We start from the raw sequence: 14,843 nt of genomic DNA, 5'->3' as shown, positions 1-14,843 counted from the left end.
GGACGACGAATTCAAAAGAATTCTGTCCCGCTCCTTTTTAATTTTGGTACATTTTAAGCGCTAGCACCCGGTGTAATATAAGATTTACAATCACTATATGACTGATAATATATAGGATGTATTTTAAAGTTTATTGATTTAAATACTTCCAACTCTCTTATAAATCATTTAATATAAGAATATGTATAAAAAGATGAGGGATAATTTATGAGAAAACGTGCAAGAATCATTTATAATCCAACTTCTGGAAAGGAACTCTTCAAAAGAACTTTACCAGATGTTTTAATAAAATTAGAACGTGCCGGTTACGAAACAAGTGCTTATGCAACAGAGCGTGAAGGAGACGCAACACTTGAAGCGGAACGTGCACTTAAAAGAGATTATGATATTATCATAGCTGCTGGTGGAGATGGCACGCTTAATGAAGTGGTAAATGGTATCGCGGAGCAACCTAATCGCCCAAAATTAGGCATTATTCCTATGGGGACGGTGAATGATTTCGGTAGAGCCTTACATCTACCAAGCGATATTATGGGGGCGGTTGATGTCATCATTGATAATCATACAACGAAAGTTGATATTGGTAAGATGAATAACCGCTACTTTATCAATTTAGCAGCCGGCGGACAATTAACGCAAGTGTCCTATGAAACGCCAAGTCGCTTAAAGTCTATCGTGGGTCCTTTCGCGTATTACATCAAAGGTTTTGAAATGTTACCTCAAATGAAAGCGGTAGATTTAAGAATAGAATACGATAATCAAGTCTTTCAAGGTGAAGCATTATTATTCTTATTAGGACTTACAAACTCTATGGCGGGATTTGAGAAATTAGTTCCAGACGCGAAATTAGACGATGGTCATTTTACATTGATTATTGTTGAAAAGGCTAACTTGGCTGAATTAGGACATATTATGACATTAGCGTCTCGTGGAGAACACATTAAACATCCAAAAGTCATCTATGAAAAGGCAACATCTATTAATATTTCATCATTTACAGAAATGCAATTGAATGTAGATGGAGAATATGGCGGTAAATTACCAGCCAATTTCTTGAATTTAAAGCGTCATATCGAAGTATGCACACCAAAGGATATATACAACGAGGAGTTAACTGAAGATCAGCAAGTTGAAGATGGTATCATTGAAGAAAAACCATCAAATGAAGAGATTATAAGAAATAATGAAATATCAGAGTAATTTATACAGTTGAAGAGGTTGAGCAATAGTTTTAATGGCTTGGGTATGAAAAACAAACCTAGGTTAAACTACTCCAACCTCTTTTTATGTGGGGTGAAATAATGGAAACAATAAGTAAAAATGCAATTAACCATGGTAATGTTGTTGATTTAACGCACGAAGGGCATGGTGTTATCAAAATCGATCGTTACCCAATTTTTGTGCCAAATGCGTTAATTGGAGAAGAAATAGAATACAAAATTATCAAAGTAAAGAAAAATTTTGCGATAGGCAAACTACTTCAAGTTGTGAAACCGAGTGAGCATCGCGTTGAACCACCATGCAAATATTATTGGAAGTGCGGTGGTTGTCAATTACAACATATGACTTATGAAGCACAATTGGCAATGAAACAATCACAAGTGATTAATCTCTTCCATAGAAAAGCACAATTTACCGATACAACCATTCATAAAACTGTTGGAATGGATAATCCATGGCATTATAGAAACAAATCACAGCTACCTATTGGTACCGATAAAAATGGACAAGCAGTCATGGGATATTATCGACAACGAAGTCACGATATTATTGATATGGATAGTTGTTTAATCCAAGATGGTATACATCAAGATATTATGAATCACGTTAAACAATGGATTAAAGAATATCATATCAGTATCTATAATGAACGTACTAAAAGTGGATTGTTAAGACATCTAGTTATTCGCACAGGCTATTATACCGATGAAATGATGGTTATCTTTGTAACCAATGGAAAACATTTTAGAGACGCTTCAATTCTAGTGGAAAAGTTAAAACAAACATTTCCTAACATTACGAGTATTAAGCAAAACATTAATAACAGCCATTCTAATGTTATTATGGGTCAACAATCGATAACACTATATGGTAAAGACAAAATTGTAGATCAACTTAGCGATACAACATTTAAGATTAGTGATCAATCATTTTACCAAATTAATTCATCTCAAACTGAGAAATTATATCAAAAAGCAATAGAGTATGCGCAGTTAACAGGAGAAGAAACAGTACTCGATACATACTGTGGTATTGGTACGATAGGTCTATACATGGCACCAGTAGCTAAACATGTGTATGGTGTTGAAGTTGTGCCATCTGCGATTAAGGATGCACAGCAAAATGCGACTTTAAATGGATTTGAAAATACAACTTTTGTCTGTGGTAAAGCTGAAGAGGTCATTATAAAATGGAAACAACAAGGTATCAGACCGGATGTTGTAATGGTAGACCCACCGCGTAAAGGCTGTGATGAAACCTTCTTACAAACTTTACTGAAACTTAATCCTAAACGTATTGTGTATATTTCGTGTAACCCTTCAACACAACAAAGGGATGCACAAATTTTAGACACACAATATGAGTTGAAAGAAATTACACCGGTCGACATGTTCCCACAAACAACACATGTAGAAACAGTAGCATTGTTTGAAAGAAAATGATACGTGATATTTCATAATACGAATATTAAGAAATGATTACAGCGCATTAAATCTTATAGAAAAGGTTTTTTTCTCGATATAGACTGTGTATACTATGGTTGAAATTAAGAAAGATTGGAGGTCATTTTTGTGCAAAAATTTGATTTTTCGCCTAGTCGAATCAATTTACCTAAGTTTATTACAACCCAATTGGTCGTGGTTTTATTTATGATATTGTTTACATACAAGTGGGCGTTTATGTTTACAACTATTCATGAGCAAACTTTTTTAGCTAATTTACTCTATGGATTTTTAGGTTTTGTCGTTATTTTAGGATTACATGAATTGATTCACAGACTTTCGTTTTTTATTTTTTCAAAGGGTGAACAGCCTAAATTAAAATATAAAAAAGGATTTCTATTAGTACATATTTCAAAAAAATGTTTTAACAAATGGCAATTTTGCACAATTATGTTAGCTCCAATGGTCATCATTACTGGTCTATTAATGTTGATATTTAGTTATTATACGTACTCTTCAATTATCATCATGTTAAGTATTCATTTCGGGTATTGTCTAATAGATTTATATCTAGTAGGTATTACGTTTACGAATAAATTTGAGTACATTCATCCATCCGATGAAGGATTAATTATGTATTATCAGCGTCCTATACAAGTTAATAATGAGTTTGAATAAATCATAAGTCTCAATATGATTATATATGTGCACATTTCATGAGTTTTGAAAGATTTCACATTATAATTACGTTGAGGCTTATTTTTTAAAGAGGTGAGACAATGGCTGAAAGAAGAATTATACATATAGATATGGATTACTTTTTTGCGCAAGTAGAAATGCGAGATAATCCTAAATTAAAAGGGAAACCAGTGATTGTTGGTGGGAAGGCGAGTACACGCGGCGTGGTTTCTACTGCATCATATGAAGCGCGAAAATATGGTGTTCATTCTGCAATGCCAATGTCTCAAGCCCATAAATTATGCCCCAATGGTTATTATGTCAGCGCAAGGTTTGATGCCTATAGAGAAGCTTCTGCTATTATTATGTCTATATTTAAAAGTTACACAGATATCGTTGAGCCAATGTCACTCGACGAAGCATATTTAGATATTACACATTTAGTCAGATCTGACTTACCGGCATCAAAAATTGCAAGTTTTATTCGTCGTGATATTTTTGAACAAACGGGTTTAACATCATCTGCAGGTGTTTCGTATAATAAATTCTTAGCAAAATTAGCAAGTGGAATGAACAAACCGAATGGCATGATGGTTATTGATTATAATAATGTAAATGATATTTTAATGAATTTAGATATTGGCGACTTTCCAGGTGTGGGCAAAGCCTCGAAAAAAGTAATGCATCATCATGATATCTACACAGGGAAAGATTTATATGACAAAACAGAATTTGACTTAATACGTTGGTTTGGAAAAAGAGGTCGTGGCTTATATCAGAAAGCCAGAGGTATTGATCATAGTGAAGTGAAAGCGAAAAGAGTGCGTAAATCCGTGGGAACTGAACGCACGTTTTCAACTGATGTCAATGATGATGAAGTCATATTGCAGAAGATATGGGAACTATCTGGAAAAACAGCAGAACGTTTAACTAAATTGCAAAAATCAGGTAGCACTGTAACAGTTAAATTAAAAACATATCAGTATGAAACATTTTCAAAACAAAGGAGCTTAAGAGAGCCGGTTAATAGTGATATTGATATATACAATGTTGCCTATGATTTATATAACGAATTAAAGGATCCCGATATTCCAATAAGATTAATTGGTGTCACAGTAGGGAATTTAGAACAATCAACATATAAAAATATGACAATCTATGATTTTATTTAAAGATAAAGGTCAATGCCGATAAAATGTACTTTGCTTATCAAAATACATTTCACATCATGCGTTAGCCTTTATCTTTTAAATTTTTACCATAAATTTGGAGCATACTTTGCAAATTATCATAATGCTTTAATAATCTAAATGTAATCATTGCACATGCTTTGGCATCATTGAGCGCATCATGATGACCGTGAAAGTCTAATTGATAATGATTCATTAAATGTTTAAGACCATAGCGATATGCATCAATCGTACGTTTAGCAAGTTGATACGAACAAAAGTAAATCATTGACGGAGTTTCAATATTTAATTGCTTTAAACTTTGGTGAAGTACATTCATATCAAAGGCAGCATTATGTGCAACAACAGGTAAGTTATCAATAAATTGCATCATATAGGGATATACATAGTCAAAACTGGGCGCATTATTGACATCCTCAGGTGTAATACCATGAACATTTATATTCGTCTTTGAGAAATAATCAAATGGATTGACTAAAGTGTAAAAGGATTCAACAATCTCATTATTGACAACTTTAACCATACCAACAGAACAGATACTTGTACGTTTACCATTTGCTGTTTCAAAGTCTAATGCAATAAAAGCATTATCCATATTTACACCATCCTTTCATGTATAGATGTTTTCATTTTAGTAGTAGTATAAAAACATTTCCAGAATGTTGCACAACTAAAAAAGGGAGTGGACAGAATTCTTTTAAAATTCGTGTTCACTCCCAGCTTGCTTAGCTTGTAGAATTTTCTTAATGAAATTCTCTTTGCTGGGGCCCCGACTCCCAGCTTGCTTAGCTTGTAGAATTTCTTAGTGAAATTGTCTTTGCTAGGGCCCGCATGCAAGATTGACTAGAACTGAAAAAGCTTGAGTTAAATGCCTTTCCAGTAACAGCCAACTATCGATTATTTTTAGATATAGTCTTATCTATATCGTGTCTGAATTTAATAAGGAAAGCATTATTCTTCATTAAATGAACGTGCTGCTAATTCTTTTTCATATAAATATAAAGTATTGCAGTCGTCGCCAATACGATTTAAATAATCAATGTGTGTTTCAAAAGTTGCTTCTTCTTCCACTTGTTCATCTAAGAACCAGTTTAAGAATGAGATAGTAGCATAGTCTTTATCTTTTTGAGCAATTTCAGATAAATTATAGAAACGACGTGTTACGTCTTGTTCTTGTGCTAATCCATCTTTAAATGTTTCAAGGATTGATTTGAATTCAGTTTTAGGTGCTGGAATTGATTTGAATTCAGCGTGTTCACCACGGTCATTAATGTAATCATAGATTTTTTTACCGTGGAAACGTTCTTCTTTAGCTTGTTGAATGTAGAAATTAGCGAAACCTTCATATGAAGCGTCATCACAATAAGCTGCCATTGCCATATAAGCATGCGCTGCGAAATATTCATGGTTCATTTGATCATTAAGTGCTTCTAACAAGTCTTTACTTAACATAATTAAGTCACCTCTATTAAAAATTTGTCATTTATTTTGTCTTTGTTCATAAAGAGTATAACAAATCTATTCTCATTAGTAAATAATAATTATTATAATCTAGGATGTAACTTGTTATTTTTAATTGAGAATGTTTTTTGTTATACCCGTTACGTGTTATAATTATTCAAGTGATTTATATGAGGAGGAAGCACATGAGACAATGGACTGCAACGCACTTAGCGAAATTGGCACGTAAGGCTAGTATCGCTGCCGGGAAAAAAGGTACTGACTTACCTGGACAAGTTGCCCGCAAAGTGGATCAAAATATATTAAGAAAATTAGCTGCAAAAGTTGATGATATCGTTTTTATTAGCGGAACGAACGGTAAAACGACTACATCTAATCTTATAGGACATACTTTAAAAGCAAATCACATTGATATCATACATAATAATGAAGGTGCGAATATGGCGGCAGGTATTACATCTGCTTTTATCATGCAAAGCACTAAAGATACTAAAGTAGCTGTCATTGAAATTGATGAAGGATCAATACCACGTGTATTAAAAGAAGTGACACCATCAATGATGATTTTTACAAATTTCTTCCGTGATCAAATGGATCGCTTTGGTGAAATCGATATAATGGTAAATAATATTGCTAAGTCTATTAGTAATAAGGGAATCAAATTGTTACTTAATGCAGATGATCCGTTTGTTAGTCGACTCAAAATCGCTAGTGATTCGATTGTTTATTATGGCATGAAAGCACATGCACATGAATTTGAGCAAAGTACAATGAATGAGAGTAAATATTGTCCTAATTGTGGCAAACTATTAGTATATGATTACATTCATTATAACCAAATTGGTCATTACCATTGTTCATGTGGATTCAAACGAGAATTACCGAAATACGAAGTGACATCATTCTCTGCATCTCCATTCTTAGGATTAAATATTGGTGATACTACGTTTAATATGAAAATTGCCGGTGACTTTAATGCTTATAATGCGTTAGCGGCATATACAGTATTAAGAGAATTAGGTCTTAATGATGATTCGATTCGAACAGGGTTTGAATCATACACATCAGATAATGGACGTATGCAGTATTTCAAACTCAATCATAAAGAAGCAATGATTAACCTTGCTAAGAATCCCGCTGGCATGAATGCAAGTTTATCTGTGGGCGAACAATTAGAAGGTAAGAAAGTGTATGTTATTAGTTTGAATGATAACGCGGCAGATGGTCGCGATACGTCATGGATTTATGACGCTGATTTTGAGAAATTAAGCGAACAAAATATAGAAACGATTATAGTAACAGGAACTCGAGCTGAAGAATTGCAACTACGTCTGAAATTGGCTGAAGTGACTGTGCCTATCATCCTTGAAAAGGATATCTATAAAGCAACAGCATTGACTATGAACTATGAAGGATTTACAGTCGCAATTCCTAACTACACGTCATTATCTCCGATGTTAGAACAACTTAATCGTTCATTTACAGGAGGGCAATAAATATGAATGAATTAACCGTTTATCATTTTATGTCAGACAAATTAAATTTATATAGTGATATTGGAAATATTATTGCACTCAAACAAAGAGCAAAGAAACGTAATATTCAATTAAATGTTGTTGAGGTTAACCAAACTGAAGGTGTGACGCTTGATAACTGTGACATCTTCTTTATTGGTGGTGGAAGTGATAGAGAACAAAGTATTGCGACTAAAGAATTAAGCAAAATGAAGACCACACTTAAAGATGCAATTGAAGATGGTATGCCAGGATTGACAATTTGTGGCGGCTACCAATTCTTAGGAACAAAATATATTACTCCTGATGGCACTGAACTTGAAGGATTAGGTATATTAGATTTTTATACTGAATCACGTACTGAACGATTAACTGGCGATATCGTCATTGAGAGTGATACATTTGGTACAATAGTTGGCTTTGAGAATCATGGTGGACGTACACATCATCATTACGGCACGTTAGGACACGTTACAGTAGGATATGGAAATAATGATGAGGATAAACAAGAAGGTATCCACTATAAAAACTTACTAGGTACCTATTTACATGGACCTATTTTACCTAAAAATCATGAAATCACGGATTATTTATTAGAAAAAGCCTGTGAACGTAAAGGTATACCGTTTGAACCTAAACAACTAGATAACACTGAAGAAGAAGCAGCTAAGCGTGTTATTATTGAACGTTCATCTAAGAATAAATAATAGTTGACTATTATTTAGTAAAGGGAGTGGGACAGAATTCTTTTTAAATTCGTTGTCCCACCCCCGCAAGGATGACTAGAACTGAGAAAAGCTCGAATTAAGCGCCTTCTCAGTTCAGTCAGCTACTGCAAATTTGCAAAATAGCTTCACTATATTATTTTTGTCCCAGACTCTTATTTATTTGTCATTGTATCTACTATCTAATAATTTATAAATTAAAAGTATTTCATAAATGATATGACTTTTTATTTGATTTTGATCAAACTCTTCTAATCGCTTAACAGAAGACTTAAGTGTTGATGCAGATGAACGATGTGGTTCGAAATGATCGCTATTGACTATATTATTGACACTATGACTGATTTTAATAATTGCCATTTTTTCCTCAGGCGTAAATACTAAATGAATATGCTTAGGTAAATAAATGATATTTGACAGGTGGGTCGCAAGTAATCGGTCAATATATGAACGGTTCGAAATCTGTTTCAACCGTTTCCACTCATCTTCCTTGTTCTTATGGTAGCGTAATTCATCTTTTTGATATCCAGTTAATGTCTCAGATTTGTTAATCACACCCATTAGCTTATTTAATAAATCATTACTAGCATCTGAATCAAATTTTCCTAATAATAATTCATTACATCTTGATGAAAATAACTCATACATTTTATATTCTGATTGTGTTAGATTATCCTCAATTTGTTGGTAATATTTGGGAGGAAGAACGACAAAATTAACTAATCCCGCTGTGACCAAACCAATCAACGCTGTTAATAATCTTGAGAAGAAGTTAAAGAAATAGGCATCGTGTATACCAGGTATCATAGCAACTGATGTTAATACCGCAACGGTCGTACCAACTTGTAAATTTAATTTTGTACAAGCTAAAATCGTGAACAGTGCACTAAATGTATAGGTTAATGCTGATTGATCTCCAAAAATAAATGTAAAAATAACAGCGAATAATGCGCCAATGACTGTGGCTGGCAATCTTCTGTACCCTTTTTTTAATGATGCTTTGGCTGTAGGTTCGATTGTTACAATAGCTGTTAATATCGCAAAGATAGGAGTTAAATTAAGCATCAAACAAAATAGAGATGTTAAAAAAGTGGCTAAACCAGTTTTAATGGTTCTAGCACCAATAATTCTTTTGTACCATTTATCCATATGATAAATCCTCTCGTTGTACGAAAATAACATTAATATGTTTCTTTAATAAGTAAATTATTTTCACTTCATTTTTTGTATGTTTAGTATATCAAAATTTTTTTGGTATAATAAGATGTAATCACAATTAAAAAGGAACGGGATATTATGATTGTAAAAACAGAAGAAGAATTACAAGCCTTAAAAGAAATAGGTTACATTTGTGCTAAGGTTAGGGATACGATGCAAGAAGCTACTAAACCTGGCATCACAACTAAAGAATTAGACAATATTGCTAAAGATTTATTTGAAGAACATGGCGCTATTTCAGCACCTATTCATGATGAGAATTTCCCTGGACAAACATGTATTAGTGTAAATGAAGAAGTTGCACATGGAATTCCAGGGAAACGAATCATTCGTGAAGGCGATTTAGTTAATATTGATGTATCAGCGTTAAAAAATGGCTATTACGCAGATACTGGTATTTCATTTGTTGTGGGTGAAGCAAGTGATCCACTTAAACAAAAAGTATGTGACGTTGCATTAATGGCATTTGAAAATGCGATGGCAAAGGTTAAACCAGGAACTAAATTAAGTAATATTGGTAAAGCTGTGCATGCAACTGCACGTCAAAATGATTTAACTGTCATCAAGAATTTAACAGGACACGGCGTAGGTCAATCTTTACACGAAGCACCTAATCATGTAATGAATTATTATGACCCTAAAGATAAAACGTTGCTTAAAGAAGGGGTTGTAATCGCAGTAGAACCGTTTATTTCTTCTAAAGCAACATTCGTAACAGAAGGTAAGAATGAATGGGCATTTGAAACAAGAGATAAAAGTTATGTAGCCCAAATTGAACATACGGTTATCGTTACTAAAGATGGTCCATTATTAACGACTAAAATAGACTAATTTTAGAAGTAAATCTTTAATTGGCTAAACGTGAATAGATAAGTAAAAAGACAATTTCTAGTGAGTTTTGATACGCACCTTAATAGTTAATCTTAAAATCTAACTTTATGAGTGCATTCACTATAGAAATTGTCTTTTTTATATTTACTTTGCTTTTAAAATGCAAACGGGTTTATTTATTTTCTTAAGTGCGATTTAATGCCACTTATCAATGACTGGTATAAACGTGTGTATTCATCCGCTTGTATGTGACTGTATCGTTCATTAAGAGATGGATAATGTGACTACCAATTAAAGATATGTTAACTATGCGACCTTCACTTGTCGCAGGTAATTTAAACAGAGTCTGGGGCATAAATAATATAATAATGCTATTTAGCAAATTCGCAGTAGTTGACTGAACTGAAAAGGCGCTTAAATCAAGCTTTTCTCAGTTCTAGTCATCCTTGCGGGGGTGGGACGACGAATTTAAAAGAATTCTGTCCCACTCCCATTGAAACATGTTTACTTGGTCCATTGTTGTTCAACTTTGCCAAATTTCCATATTAAATAAGAAATGAGCCAACTTGTTAAGAACAAAATGACCATAATATAACCAAAATAATCAAACTGAATATTTGCGATGAATGTCCAGAAAGCACCACTTAATTGGTATTTTTCTGCTATGATTTGAAGCAACTCTGTAGTACCGATTAACAATGCAGCGATAACTGAGATGGCAGTAATTGTAATGTTGTAATAAATTTTCCGAATAGGATTGAAAAACGCCCAATTATAGGCAGAGGTCATCAATATACCATCTAACGTATCAAGTAAACTCATGCCTGCAGCAAATAGTATAGGCAAGGATAAGATACCTATAAATGAAATTGCTTGCTGAGACGCACCAGAAGATAACGCAAGTAAAGAAATTTCACTTGCAGTATCAAATCCTAAGCCAAATAAAAAACCAAGGGGCAAGACATGCCAACTACGATTTATGAGTTTAAAGTAGGGGCCAACTAAACGAGAAATCAATCCACGTGCCTCTAATAAATCATTTAATTTATTATCATTTATAAGTTCATTTCTTAATTTTAAGAAAAGCGTAATTAAGGATACTAATATGATTAGATTCAAAATACCAATTAGAATTAAAAAACTTCCTGAAACAATTGTACCAATCATACCACCAATTTCTTGAAAATGTGGCAACACGTCTTTTGCCCATTTTACAGAAATACCTAAGAAAACAGACATAAGAAAGACGACTGTTGAATGTCCAATTGAGAAATAAAAGCCTACGCCGACAGGACTACGTTGTTGCTGTAATAATTTACGTACAGTATTGTCTATCGCAGCAATGTGATCGGCATCAAATGCATGGCGCAATCCCAGTGTATATGCGAGGATACCCATACCTAGAAGTAGATGGTTAGAATTTGCTAACCAAAGGAAACTGAAACCTAAAATGTGCAGAAAAATAACGATAAGAATGTAGGGGAGCCAATTCAGATGATGATGTGCTTGAGTCATTGATGTTACCTTCTTTCTAGAATAAATATACTTAATCATACACTTAAAAATGGTAAATATAAAATTAAGTTTATAATGAAATGAAGCAACATCGTACTAAAGTATGAGAACAAGATGGTCCCATAGCCTATGGGCGTTTATACCACTTTGAACTATAATTAAGCTTAATTAAGGACGAGGTGGTTCTATGAATTATATGGACTTATATTTAAAACATTTTCTTAAAGTGATTATTAAACGAAACATTAGTGATTATCAAATTAGTTTAGATGAAAAATTAAAAAACATTGAAAATTATATTGAATATTTAAAAGCTAAGAAAACGCAAATGAATAAGTTGATTGACAGTTTATCTGCAACATTAGAAAATAAATATATTGATATAACTAACACTTATAACATTAAACATGCTCAGGAAATTAATAATTATGAAATTGAAAGCCTTAAAAAACAACTGGATCTATTCGAAGCGTATTGTGCAAGAATTGAAGCAGATATTCATCGCTGTTCTAAAGAAAAAATTACAACTCAAGGCGAATGTGACATAATTGAACAAATGAGTATAGTAGCTTAATTAAGAGGGATAGGAGGCGACACATTGACTCGAAAATATATTTCGACAGAATTATTAATTATATTTACCGCTTTAATGATTATTGCAAATTTTTATTACATCTTTTTTGAAAAAATAGGTTATCTATTCGTATTACTTTTAGGATGTATATTAGTTTATGTAGGCTACCTTTACTTTCATAAAGTAAGGGGGCTCTTAGCGTTTTGGATTGGCGCCTTGCTTATAGCGTTTACTTTACTTTCAAATAAATATACTATTATTATTTTATTTGTCTTTCTGGTTATTGTTATTATAAGATATCTTATTTTTAAATTTAAACCATTGAAAGTAATTGCTTCAGAGGATGAAGTAACATCTCCTCAGTTTATAAAGCAAAAATGGTTTGGTGAGCAACGTACGCCAGTGTATGTGTATAAATGGGAAGATGTGCAAATTCAACATGGTGTTGGGGATATTCACATTGATATGACCAAAGCTGCGAATATTAAAGAAAATAATACAATTGTTGTAAGACATATTTTAGGGAAAATTCAGTTAGTGGTACCATTGAATTATAATATTAACTTGCACATGGCTGCTTTATATGGAAATGCATACTTAAATGGCCAATCTTATAAAGTTGAGAATAACCATATCCAGGTTGAAGAGAAGCCCAAAGAAGAAAATTATAACGTCAATATTTATGTTTCAACATTTATCGGAGATGTTGAGGTGATTTATCGATGAATCACTATTTAAGAGCTATCGGTTCAATGCTTATACTCGTCTATAGCATGTTAACCGCGTTCTTATTTATAGATAAAGTATTTGTTAATATTATCTATTTTCAAGGTATGTTTTATACACAAATTTTTGGTATACCTGTATTCTTATTTTTAAATTTAGTTATCATTTTACTTTGTATCATCGTAGGTTCAATTCTCGCATACAAAATTAATCAACAAAATACGTGGATTAAATCACAAATTGAACATGCTATAGAAGGTGAAACGGTAGGTATTAACGATCAAAATATTGAGCTTTACAATGAAACGATTGATATCTATCAAACATTAGTTCCTTTAAACCAAGAACTACATCGTCTACGAATGAAAACACAAAATTTAACTAATGAAAATTACAATATGAATGACGTTAAAGTTAAAAAAATCATTGAAGATGAACGTCAAAGGTTAGCTCGAGAGTTACATGACTCCGTTAGTCAACAACTTTTCGCTGCAAGTATGATGTTATCTGCAATCAAAGAAACAAAATTAGAGGCACCACTTGACCAACAGATTCCAGTCTTAGAGAAAATGGTTCAAGAATCACAATTAGAAATGCGTGCACTGCTACTTCATTTAAGACCTTTAGGCTTAAAAGATAAATCTTTAGGTGAAGGTATTAAAGACTTAGTCATCGATCTACAGAAGAAAGTGCCTATGAAAGTGATTCACGATATACAAGATTTCAAGGTGCCTAAAGGCATAGAAGATCATTTGTTTAGAATAACGCAAGAAGCGATTTCTAATACATTGAGACATTCTAACGGTACAAAAGTGACGGTTGAATTATTTAACCAACAAGATTATTTATTACTTCGAATTCAAGACAATGGTAAAGGTTTTAATGTTGATGAGAAATTAGAACAAAGCTATGGATTGAAAAATATGAGAGAACGTGCATTAGAAATCGGTGCGACATTCCATATCGTATCATTGCCAGATTCTGGAACAAGAATAGAAGTAAAGGCACCATTAAATAAGGAGGATGATAATTATGGCAATTAAAGTTTTGTTCGTGGATGACCATGAAATGGTTAGAATTGGGATATCAAGTTATTTATCAACACAATCTGACATTGAAATAGTTGGAGAAGGGGCGTCAGGTAAAGATGCAATTGCGAAAGCGCATGAACTTAAACCAGATTTAATTCTCATGGATTTATTAATGGATGACATGGATGGGGTAGAAGCTACTACTCAAATAAAAAAAGATTTACCTCATATTAAAGTCGTTATGTTAACAAGTTTTATTGAAGATAAAGAGGTATACAGAGCCTTAGATGCTGGTGTAGATAGTTATATTTTAAAAACAACCAGTGCGAGCGATATTGCAGATGCAGTACGTAAAACGTATAATGGAGAATCTGTATTCGAACCTGAAGTTTTAGTTAAAATGCGTAATAGAATGAAAAAACGTGCAGAGCTATATGAAATGTTGACTGAACGAGAAATGGAAATTTTATTATTAATTGCTAAAGGCTATTCTAACCAAGAAATTGCAAGTGCTTCTCATATCACAATTAAAACTGTAAAAACACATGTAAGTAATATATTGAGTAAATTAGAAGTGCAAGATAGAACGCAAGCTGTAATTTATGCATTCCAACATAATTTAATTCAATAAAAACATATAAATACAAAGTATTTTAACGAGACGCTTGCGTTGATTATTAATGAGGGAGCGGGACAGAATTCTTTTGAATTCGTCGT

General features: G+C 32.8%; 15 protein-coding genes. 11 read left to right on the top strand and 4 right to left on the bottom strand.

The genetic code is table 11. From position 1 onward, the window contains the following. The first annotated feature begins 207 nt into the window (after positions 1 to 207). The 4 genes from HMPREF3239_RS05955 (at position 208) to dinB (ending at position 4,513) form a co-directional block, all read left to right on the top strand. The gene (locus tag HMPREF3239_RS05955) at positions 208 to 1,200 is read left to right on the top strand and encodes a diacylglycerol kinase (RefSeq protein WP_053030383.1); all 993 of its coding nucleotides are present in this window, start codon (positions 208 to 210) and stop codon (positions 1,198 to 1,200) included. A 101-nt stretch (positions 1,201 to 1,301) separates the two neighbouring features. Next, on the top strand, positions 1,302 to 2,663 hold the full coding sequence (gene rlmD, locus HMPREF3239_RS05950) for a 23S rRNA (uracil(1939)-C(5))-methyltransferase RlmD (RefSeq protein ID WP_053030382.1): 1,362 nt from the start codon (positions 1,302 to 1,304) through the stop codon (positions 2,661 to 2,663). A gap of 129 nt (positions 2,664 to 2,792) precedes the next feature. After that, positions 2,793 to 3,341, top strand: coding sequence for a DUF3267 domain-containing protein (locus HMPREF3239_RS05945; RefSeq protein ID WP_053030381.1), 549 nt, complete (start codon positions 2,793 to 2,795; stop codon positions 3,339 to 3,341). 101 nt (positions 3,342 to 3,442) lie between these two features. Further along, a complete protein-coding gene (gene dinB, locus HMPREF3239_RS05940; RefSeq protein WP_053030380.1) occupies positions 3,443 to 4,513 on the top strand; it encodes a DNA polymerase IV in 1,071 nt (356 codons plus the stop codon). A 61-nt stretch (positions 4,514 to 4,574) separates the two neighbouring features. On the opposite strand, the gene HMPREF3239_RS05935 is transcribed toward dinB, so the two are convergent. Together HMPREF3239_RS05935 and ftnA are read right to left on the bottom strand one after the other, a co-directional pair. After that, positions 4,575 to 5,126 (bottom strand): 3'-5' exonuclease, encoded by a 552-nt coding sequence (locus tag HMPREF3239_RS05935; RefSeq protein WP_053030379.1) that lies wholly within the window; start codon positions 5,124 to 5,126, stop codon positions 4,575 to 4,577. A 356-nt stretch (positions 5,127 to 5,482) separates the two neighbouring features. Beyond that, positions 5,483 to 5,983: an H-type ferritin FtnA gene (gene ftnA, locus HMPREF3239_RS05930; protein ID WP_053030378.1), complete on the bottom strand. Its 501-nt coding sequence runs from the start codon at positions 5,981 to 5,983 to the stop codon at positions 5,483 to 5,485. 194 nt (positions 5,984 to 6,177) lie between these two features. On the opposite strand from ftnA, the gene HMPREF3239_RS05925 reads away from it, so the two are divergent. Together HMPREF3239_RS05925 and HMPREF3239_RS05920 are read left to right on the top strand one after the other, a co-directional pair. Beyond that, on the top strand, positions 6,178 to 7,488 hold the full coding sequence (locus HMPREF3239_RS05925; RefSeq protein ID WP_070855033.1) for a lipid II isoglutaminyl synthase subunit MurT: 1,311 nt from the start codon (positions 6,178 to 6,180) through the stop codon (positions 7,486 to 7,488). Between the two features lie 2 nt (positions 7,489 to 7,490). After that, the gene (locus tag HMPREF3239_RS05920) at positions 7,491 to 8,213 is read left to right on the top strand and encodes a lipid II isoglutaminyl synthase subunit GatD (RefSeq protein WP_053030376.1); all 723 of its coding nucleotides are present in this window, start codon (positions 7,491 to 7,493) and stop codon (positions 8,211 to 8,213) included. Between the two features lie 177 nt (positions 8,214 to 8,390). On the opposite strand, the gene HMPREF3239_RS05915 is transcribed toward HMPREF3239_RS05920, so the two are convergent. Next, the gene (locus HMPREF3239_RS05915; RefSeq protein WP_053030375.1) at positions 8,391 to 9,380 is read right to left on the bottom strand and encodes an FUSC family protein; all 990 of its coding nucleotides are present in this window, start codon (positions 9,378 to 9,380) and stop codon (positions 8,391 to 8,393) included. A 147-nt stretch (positions 9,381 to 9,527) separates the two neighbouring features. Between HMPREF3239_RS05915 and map the strand changes: the two genes are divergently transcribed. After that, a complete protein-coding gene (map, locus tag HMPREF3239_RS05910) occupies positions 9,528 to 10,280 on the top strand; it encodes a type I methionyl aminopeptidase (protein WP_053030374.1) in 753 nt (250 codons plus the stop codon). Positions 10,281 to 10,784: 504 nt separating this feature from the next. Here map and HMPREF3239_RS05905 read toward each other — a convergent pair. Next, a complete protein-coding gene (locus HMPREF3239_RS05905; protein ID WP_141763596.1) occupies positions 10,785 to 11,795 on the bottom strand; it encodes a HoxN/HupN/NixA family nickel/cobalt transporter in 1,011 nt (336 codons plus the stop codon). A gap of 187 nt (positions 11,796 to 11,982) precedes the next feature. Between HMPREF3239_RS05905 and HMPREF3239_RS05900 the strand changes: the two genes are divergently transcribed. Genes HMPREF3239_RS05900 through vraR form a run of 4 tightly spaced genes read left to right on the top strand, consistent with a single transcriptional unit; the run spans position 11,983 to position 14,757 of the window. Then, entirely contained in the window at positions 11,983 to 12,369 is a 387-nt protein-coding gene (locus tag HMPREF3239_RS05900) for a hypothetical protein (RefSeq protein WP_070855031.1), read from the top strand. A 24-nt stretch (positions 12,370 to 12,393) separates the two neighbouring features. Next, positions 12,394 to 13,095 (top strand): cell wall-active antibiotics response protein VraT, encoded by a 702-nt coding sequence (gene liaF / locus HMPREF3239_RS05895; RefSeq protein WP_053030371.1) that lies wholly within the window; start codon positions 12,394 to 12,396, stop codon positions 13,093 to 13,095. Continuing rightward, positions 13,092 to 14,138, top strand: a complete 1,047-nt coding sequence (locus HMPREF3239_RS05890) for a sensor histidine kinase VraS (protein ID WP_053030370.1) — start codon at positions 13,092 to 13,094, stop codon at positions 14,136 to 14,138. Before liaF ends, HMPREF3239_RS05890 begins: the two co-directional genes overlap by 4 nt. Then, complete coding sequence (vraR, locus tag HMPREF3239_RS05885) at positions 14,128 to 14,757, top strand: response regulator transcription factor VraR (RefSeq protein ID WP_070855030.1); 630 nt, start codon at positions 14,128 to 14,130, stop codon at positions 14,755 to 14,757. The genes HMPREF3239_RS05890 and vraR overlap by 11 nt, the downstream gene beginning before the upstream one ends. The last annotated feature ends 86 nt before the right edge of the window (positions 14,758 to 14,843 follow it).

It is taken from the genome of Staphylococcus sp. HMSC34C02 (assembly GCF_001838705.1).
GTDB lineage: Bacteria > Bacillota > Bacilli > Staphylococcales > Staphylococcaceae > Staphylococcus > Staphylococcus borealis.
This window is presented reverse-complemented; position numbering and strand designations above follow the sequence as displayed.

Bases quoted from the DNA above. Each gene is read 5' to 3' on its own strand.
- HMPREF3239_RS05915 (WP_053030375.1), bottom strand. From the start codon at position 9,380: ATGGATAAATGGTACAAAAGAATTATTGGTGCTAGAACCATTAAAACT.
- HMPREF3239_RS05920 (WP_053030376.1), top strand. From the start codon at position 7,491: ATGAATGAATTAACCGTTTATCATTTTATGTCAGACAAATTAAATTTA.
- dinB (WP_053030380.1), top strand. From the start codon at position 3,443: ATGGCTGAAAGAAGAATTATACATATAGATATGGATTACTTTTTTGCG.
- HMPREF3239_RS05935 (WP_053030379.1), bottom strand. From the start codon at position 5,126: ATGGATAATGCTTTTATTGCATTAGACTTTGAAACAGCAAATGGTAAA.
- ftnA (WP_053030378.1), bottom strand. From the start codon at position 5,983: ATGTTAAGTAAAGACTTGTTAGAAGCACTTAATGATCAAATGAACCAT.
- HMPREF3239_RS05890 (WP_053030370.1), top strand. From the start codon at position 13,092: ATGAATCACTATTTAAGAGCTATCGGTTCAATGCTTATACTCGTCTAT.
- rlmD (WP_053030382.1), top strand. From the start codon at position 1,302: ATGGAAACAATAAGTAAAAATGCAATTAACCATGGTAATGTTGTTGAT.
- map (WP_053030374.1), top strand. From the start codon at position 9,528: ATGATTGTAAAAACAGAAGAAGAATTACAAGCCTTAAAAGAAATAGGT.
- HMPREF3239_RS05900 (WP_070855031.1), top strand. From the start codon at position 11,983: ATGAATTATATGGACTTATATTTAAAACATTTTCTTAAAGTGATTATT.
- HMPREF3239_RS05955 (WP_053030383.1), top strand. From the start codon at position 208: ATGAGAAAACGTGCAAGAATCATTTATAATCCAACTTCTGGAAAGGAA.
- vraR (WP_070855030.1), top strand. From the start codon at position 14,128: ATGGCAATTAAAGTTTTGTTCGTGGATGACCATGAAATGGTTAGAATT.
- HMPREF3239_RS05925 (WP_070855033.1), top strand. From the start codon at position 6,178: ATGAGACAATGGACTGCAACGCACTTAGCGAAATTGGCACGTAAGGCT.
- HMPREF3239_RS05905 (WP_141763596.1), bottom strand. From the start codon at position 11,795: ATGACTCAAGCACATCATCATCTGAATTGGCTCCCCTACATTCTTATC.